Annotated in this window: 6 protein-coding genes; 2 read left to right on the plus strand and 4 right to left on the minus strand. The window is 57.1% G+C overall.

What is annotated here, in order from left to right; translation table 11 throughout:
* Window positions 1-883 (plus strand): GAF domain-containing protein (locus ABYV26_RS17265; RefSeq protein ID WP_372682599.1); only part of this gene is annotated, 883 nt, incomplete at its 5' end.
* Window positions 884-1037: 154 nt separating this feature from the next.
* On the plus strand, window positions 1038-1877 hold the full coding sequence (locus ABYV26_RS17270) for a DUF4405 domain-containing protein (RefSeq protein WP_372682600.1): 840 nt from the start codon (window positions 1038-1040) through the stop codon (window positions 1875-1877).
* 106 nt (window positions 1878-1983) lie between these two features.
* Here ABYV26_RS17270 and ABYV26_RS17275 read toward each other — a convergent pair whose 3' ends face one another.
* From ABYV26_RS17275 to nrfD, 4 genes are all read right to left on the minus strand, one after another.
* A complete protein-coding gene (locus ABYV26_RS17275) occupies window positions 1984-3366 on the minus strand; it encodes a rhodanese-like domain-containing protein (protein WP_372682601.1) in 1383 nt (460 codons plus the stop codon).
* Between the two features lie 24 nt (window positions 3367-3390).
* Complete coding sequence (gene prxU / locus ABYV26_RS17280; protein WP_372682602.1) at window positions 3391-4110, minus strand: thioredoxin-dependent peroxiredoxin; 720 nt, start codon at window positions 4108-4110, stop codon at window positions 3391-3393.
* 178 nt (window positions 4111-4288) lie between these two features.
* Complete coding sequence (locus ABYV26_RS17285; RefSeq protein WP_372682603.1) at window positions 4289-6367, minus strand: tetrathionate reductase family octaheme c-type cytochrome; 2079 nt, start codon at window positions 6365-6367, stop codon at window positions 4289-4291.
* A partial coding sequence (nrfD, locus tag ABYV26_RS17290; RefSeq protein WP_372682604.1) for an NrfD/PsrC family molybdoenzyme membrane anchor subunit occupies window positions 6364-7126 on the minus strand: 763 nt, incomplete at its 5' end. The genes ABYV26_RS17285 and nrfD, both read right to left, overlap by 4 nt.

A 7126-nucleotide genomic window follows, 5' to 3' on the forward strand; every position in this document is an offset into this window, starting at 1 on the left:
GCTGGTATTGCAGGCCGCCTCTGGATTGAGCGAGACCTACCTGAGCCGCGGGCCTGTCGACGCGGAGGAAAGCGTCTTATCGGCCCTGGAAGGAACCTCGATCGCCATCCGCGATGCGGCCAATGATTCGCGTATCGATTATCCCGAGGCTGCGCGCCAGGAAGGCATCCAGAGCATACTGGTGGCACCAATTCCCATCCGCGGAAAAATCACCGGCATCCTTCGGCTGCTCAGCCGCACCCGGCGGGAATTCAATTCATTGGAGATCGAATTCGTCGCCGCCCTGGCGGAGCAATGCGGCATCGCCATCGAAAATGCGCGGATCTATGACGAGCAGCAACGGCAGTTGAACTACTTCAAAGCGGTTGGTGAAATCGGACGGCTCATCGGGGAAACCCGGGAATTGGACACGGTTCTCGACCGAATTGTCTCCAGGCTGCCCGAAGTGATGAACCTGAAAGCATGCACGATCCGCCTCATCGAATCGACCAAAGGGCACATGGAACTCAAGGCCGCTTTCGGGTTGAGCCGGCACTACCTGGAACGGGGACCGCTGGACGACGAACTGGCCACCTATTTCATCCTCAATGGTGAACCGGTGGTCATCCCGGACGCCACCACAGACGTCCATACCCTTTATCACAAGGAAGCGGCAAACGAAGGGGTCGGCAGTATTTTGGCCGTGCCCATTTCCGTTCATGGAGAAATCATTGGCATGCTGCGGTTGCTCGCCGCTGACGTTCGATTTTTCTCCAGCGCCGATATCAACTTTGCCATGACCGTTGCCGAGCAAGGCGGCGTGGCCATACAAAATGCCATCGACTATCAAAAGATGAAGGACCTGCTCGACGAAGGCAAGACAACCAAACCACCCCCATCATAGACCACCACCGCGTCCCCTTTGACGGCTGTGGTGAATGTAACCATTGCCGTTGGCGGCGCTCATTATCGACGGCACCGTGCGACGCAGTCATTATCGATTTACCGATTGGACAGTCAAAACGAACCTTACAGAGGGCAATAGAACCAAAATGAAAATGCGAAAAATAACTTCCTTGACTGCCGGGCTTTCCTTTCTTCTGATGCTCCTGACCAGTGTGATTCTGTACATCGTACCTCAGGGGCGGGTGGCCTACTGGGCGGATTGGCGGTTGTGGGGGTTATCCAAGACCGATTGGGGAAACATTCATATCAATATGGGTTTTGTTTTCCTTGCCGCCCTGGGTTTACACATCTACTACAACTGGAAAGCGATCACCGCTTACCTCAAGGACAGGGCGCGCCAGATGAAGGTGTTCACCCCTGATTTCAACGTCGCGCTGATCATCACGGTGATTGTTGCCCTGGGCACCTATTTTATGGTCCCGCCCTTCAGCTGGGTGATCACATGGAGTGAGCAAATCAAAGACGGCGGCGCGGTGAAATACGGCGAGCCCCCTTACGGACATGCCGAACTGTCATCGCTGAAGACGTTCACCCAGAAACTGGATCTGGATCTTGCCAAAAGCATGCACCTGCTCGAATTGGCCGGCTACACGGCCGAAAACGATCAGGTGACCCTGGCGGCACTGGCCAAACGCTACGGGGTTCCACCCCAGCAACTTTACCAGACCATTCAGACGGCACTGATAAAAACGGCTGACGATGATGCCGGCGCCGGGATGCTTCCCGAGTCCCCTCCGCCGGGAACAGGCACGCTTCTGCTGGCCGATTTCTGCGCCCGCTACAACCTGAACCTCAAACAAATCCTCCGCGATCTGAATGCGCAGGAAATCGCCGCTTCAGCCGACATGTCGTTCAAACAAATCGCTGCCGACAAGGGTATTGGCCCCACGGATCTATACGAAATAATAAAAACGCTGGCCAAACCGCTATGATGCAACGCGCATGGGTTGCGCTCGCTAGCCCTTGGCGCCATGAGGCATCGGTGCCAAGGCGGCAACAACCTTCATGTGAATATTGCACCGTGATGGCACCCCTTTACTATGCAACCAAGGGAAGGCCCGCATTCGACCAGGCGAAAATGCCGCCGGCCAGGGACTTGACACGCGAGTAGCCCGCCTGGCGCAGGATGCTGGCGGCGATGTTAGACCGGTACCCGCTGCCGCACTGCAGCACCATCTCTTCATCCTTTTGGGCATCGGGCAATTGGCCGACGAGAATGTCGGACAGGGGCAAATGCTCCGCCCAATTGATCCGGCTGGCGCTCCATTCGGCCGGTGTGCGCACATCGATGATGCGGACATGGCTCTCTTCCAGACGTGCGGCCAGCTGCTGGGATGAAATCTGCTCCAGCTGGTCCACGGAGCGTCCACTCATCAACCAGGCCATGATCCCGCCGGAAAGATAGCCGAAAATCAAATCGTACCCGATGCGATGCAATTCGGTGACCATGCGATCGTAATCCTCGCGGTCATCCACCACCAACAGAAGTTCCGCCTCGGGGTCCACCACCATGCCGACCCAGTTGGCCAATTGTTTTTCGAATCCAATATTGATGCTGCCGGGGATATGGAAGCCGCCGAAGGCGGCTGAATCGCGGGCATCGATGATGGTTGCCCCGTCGGCAACCATCTCTTCGAACTGCTTGGGGGTCAGGCTTTTGTCAATCGGACAGGCGTCCAGGGTGGCCGCCCCGTTGAGGTTGGTCTGGATAATGTGTGAAAAACTTTTCGGCCGGACCGGAAAGGCCGACATGACATCCTTTTTGAAGGCCTCGAACGACGCGAACTGCAGCATGGGGTTGGCCCGTCGTTCGTAGCCGAGCGTCGAACTTTTCTTGGCGCTCATGCCCCGACCGCAAAGGGATCCCTCTCCATGGGCAGGGAAAACCTCCAGGTGGTCCGGGAAGTCGGCCAGTTTGAGGTACAGGCTGTTGTATAGATTCTCGACCTGCTCGTCGAGGATTTCCGCGCCGGGCAGATCCGGCCGGCCGATGTCGCCGACGAAGAGCAAGTCGCCGGTCAGCAACATCTGGGGCTCCTCGGACCTCGCTTTATCGGTGACCAGCAGTGAGACGGCGTTGGGTGTGTGTCCTGGGGTATGCAGGACTTCGATTTTTGCCGCCCCGAGCTCGAACACATCCCCTTCCTTGAGATCCTTGTGCCGATATTCCACCGGTGCACTCTCGTGGATGTAAATATCGGCACCCGTGGCCAGCCGCAGTTCCTGGTCTCCACTGACGTGATCGGCGTGAACATGGGTATTGATGACATGGGTGATCTGCATCCCCTCTTCCCGGGCGATGGTCAGATAGTCCTGCACATCGCGTTTCGGATCGACGACGGCCATGGTCTTGGCACGCGGGCAGCCAATGACATAGGAGAGACAACCTAAGCCGGGTACGGCAATTTGATTGAAATACATGCAAGACTCCTTTTTTTCTAACTTCTAGTCGAACGCCATACTGGTTTTCCACTCCTTCCAGACGTTGCCGACCAGATCCGGACCTGGTTTGAGGGTCAGTTTCCCGGGCCGCCAGCCGGACGGCGTGGCTTCGGCGCCTTTGGTTTTTCTGACCAGCTGAAAGGCCTGAACCTGCCGTAGGGATTCCTGGACGTTGCGGCCCACCGGTGGTGTCAGCACCTCGTAGCCCTGGACCACGCCATCCGGATCGATAATGAAGCGGCCCCGGTTTTCCACACCGGCACCCTCGTTATACACCCCGAACAATTTCCCCACTTTGCCGCCCGCATCGGACAACATGGGAAAGGGGACGCCGCCTTCGACCATTTTGCTTAATTCGTGGTCGTCCCACATCTTGTGAACGAACATGCTGTCGATACTCATGGAAAGCAACTCCACGCCCAGTTTCTGAAATTCAGGGTATTTTTCGGCGACCGCCGAAATCTCGGTCGCTCATACAAAGGTAAAATCGCCGGGGTAAAAGCAAAGCAAGACCCATTTGCCCAGATAGTCGGACAGTTTGACGTTAATGAATTTCCCTTTTTGATATCCCGGTGCCACAAAGTCCGGTGCTTTTTCGCCCACATGAATCATTTGCATCTCCTCCTTGATTGGTGCAGTTGTCTCCTTGGCGGTCTCCGGGACCGCCTCTCCAACCGGTCCTCCAGTGGGTCGGGCGCACCCGACCGGCAGCTCCTCTGCCATAGGTCTCTCCTTTCGTTGATGGTTTTTATGGGAATATGCTCTTTTTTAGCCGTGTTTAACCCGGATGTCAAACGACAAAACGACATCCACTGACAAGCCTAAAATTGCCCGGACACCCACCCCTGGCTCATAGAAAGACGGGAGGATGGCCGGGCAATCGGTTCAGGTCGTCGCCGGGTTACTTTTCGGCTTTATAGCCCATGGGCAGCCGCTTGAATCGGCCGCCGGTGACGATCGGGTCGCCCTTATAACCCAAGGCCTTGAAGTCGATATAGTCCGTGGTGCCCACCAGATGGCTTACATCGCGCCCCCTTGCCGCCATGTATGAGAAATCGGTTCCTTTGTGGGCGATGGATTTAAAATCCACGTCGCGGCTGTCCTGGTGGCAGCGGTTGCAGGTGCGCTCACCCTTGAGACTTTCGTGACACTGCACGCAGGAAAGCGCCGATTCTGCCGGCATGACCTCGTGTTCGACCCCCCAGTACATATTGGTGGTAATCCATTCGTACTTGCCGCTGTATTTCATACCGGCAGCTTGCATGCCGTCCGCGAAGCTCTTTTGCCAGTCGAAGTGTTTCCAGTAAGCCGTTTTGTCCTCCTTGTTCCTGGGAAACAGATGCGGAACAAGCAGGTATTTGTGTTCAGCGTCAGCGGCCTGAACTCCCTGCATGATCTTGAAGGGCGAGATTTTGGAGTTGGGGTCGTTGATGGAGCCCACGGGTTCGGCAATACTGATCTCGCCTTGGGTCCAATCCAGCCGGTCCCCTAAGAAAACGCGCTTCATGAAGCCGCCGTACCAGGCATAGGTCGGTTTGGCAGACTCTTTCCAGACAAACTCACCTTTTTTCGGGTCGTAATCGGGCATGCCGTGCTTGTCCTTTTTCGGCTGGCGCTTTTTATCGCCGGCCTTGGACCAGTCCCAAAAGACCTTGGTGGGTTTGCACTTGGCATATACCGGGGCGTGACACGTGGTACAGGCGATGTTGTTGCCGTGCTTGTTCAGATGATGAGCCAGGAGGCCGTCCCCATGGTGGGGCGTGTTCGTGTGGCAGGACTCGCAAGAAAAGCTGCCTTCGACCACGGGAGCCGAAGAGCTGCGGCCGGCGATTTTATGGTTGCGTGTGCGGTGACACTCGGAACACTGAAAGTCATAACCGCCCATGTGTACATCGCAATTGCGATCCGGCTTTAGGAGCTGGCGGGAAAGATCGGCGTGCTTGACCGCTTCGCCGCCCCCGCCATTGAAGTGACAATCCCCACAGGTTTTGCGGGATGTGGGCCCCACGCTTTTGGCCACCGCCACCAGATCCACGTCGGGATCGGGCATGCCGGCGGCTGTCGGTGTTTTCTTGTAGGTGCCAGTGCGATCATGGCACACCAGGCAGTCGATCTTGGTCATATCGTTAAAGTCAAACGTGTCGTCTTTCCATCCATAGCCGGCGTGACAGCTGGTGCAACGAGCCTCGTTGCTAGCCATGCTCATTCAGAAATTGTTCGTGGCAATGGTGGCTTTGCCAAGTTCGACATTTTTTTGGTGGCCCAATGTGAACGGTGAAGGCCCTTTCAACAACCAGTGGGCCGACTTAAGCATGTCCTCGCCGGCCGGTTGGTGACAACGCAGGCATTCGCTGGTGACCTGGGAGGGCTCCGGGTTGGCCGCCAGTTGAATATGATCTTTATGGTCGGGCACATTCTTGCGGTGACAGCCACCGCAGTCGATGGGGCCCTTGTCCATTTTTTGATGACAACCCATGCACTGCTGATGATAGGCCGCCTTCAGGCCCAGACGCTCGGGGTGATCCTTTTGAAAAGGCTTCTGGTGACAAGCAGAGCAACGGGTGGTTTCCGCAGCCGTTTCATCCAGTGGGCGCAGGTGGTGGCATAGGGCGCAATCTTTGGTGACAACGGCATGTTTGGCGTGCATGAAACGCACCGGCCCGTAGTGATCCTCCATTTTACGGATGATGGGGCTGTCCAGCAAAAAATAGCTTTCCGACTGGTCCTTGACGCCGAGCCCCTGGTCCCGCAGTCGCTGCTGCCGACACAACTGGCATTCATCCATGACGGCTTCGACGAAGGACACCACCTCCTCGGCCCGTTTTTTGGCCGCCTCCTGATCGGGCGCGGTCCAAACCACCGTTGCCGGCGGTGACGCTTCATCCGGCGACGGGTTGGCCGCCAAGGCCGGGCGGCAGCAAAGCATCCCGGTCAAGGCGGCAGTGACGATCAATAGAACACCCGGTCCTGTTCTGGTCATGCAGACACCTCCTGTTCCGGTTTGTTGAGCACCGGCAAATAGGTCACGATGAACCGATAAATGAACATCAGCGCCGCGATCAGCCCAACGGTGACCAACAATTCGCCGATGGCCGGAAAATAATTGGCTTCGCTGATGGGGGGGCGATATCCCACGACAAACACGTTGATCCGGTTGATCAGCACGCCGCCCACGATCATCGCGCAGGCAATGAACAATGCCTGGCGGGACCGGCGCACCTTCGGGGACAGCAGCATCAGCCAGGGCACGATCACCCCGAAAAGCACTTCAATGATGAAGGCATTGGTCTGGGCGGTGCCGTCCAGCAAATACACATAGGTGCCGCGAACCACCATGTCGCCCACTTTCAGCGCCAGGTAGAGCCCCAGCAAAAAAATGGTGATGCGGGTCAGCGGGGTGAGGATTTTCATCTCCCCGTCCAGCTTCAGCGATGTGGTGGCCAGGGTCGCTTCAAACACCACCATGGGATAGCCCACGGCGATGGCCGAGACCAGAAACAGCAGCGGCAGCATGGGCGTGTACCACAGCGGGTGCAGTTTGGTGGGGGCGATCAGCATCAGCGACCCCAGGCTGGACTGATGCATGCAGGAAAGCACCACCCCGGCAATGATGAAAAACCACATGATCCGTGGCAGGACGGTGTCGGCCAGTTTGAGCAGCCCGTCAACCGGTCCATTGAGGATGGCCAGCGGCCCGGGCAGGTTCACCCGGCCCTTGAAGCGCTCCGCCACGATGGGA

This window comes from Desulfosarcina sp., from assembly GCF_041551955.1.
In the GTDB taxonomy this organism is placed as follows: Bacteria; Desulfobacterota; Desulfobacteria; order Desulfobacterales; family Desulfosarcinaceae; genus Desulfosarcina.

Excerpts from the sequence above, each read along its gene's own strand:
- ABYV26_RS17270 (WP_372682600.1), top strand. The coding sequence starts at position 1,038 with ATGCGAAAAATAACTTCCTTGACTGCCGGGCTTTCCTTTCTTCTGATG.
- ABYV26_RS17275 (WP_372682601.1), bottom strand. The coding sequence starts at position 3,366 with ATGTATTTCAATCAAATTGCCGTACCCGGCTTAGGTTGTCTCTCCTAT.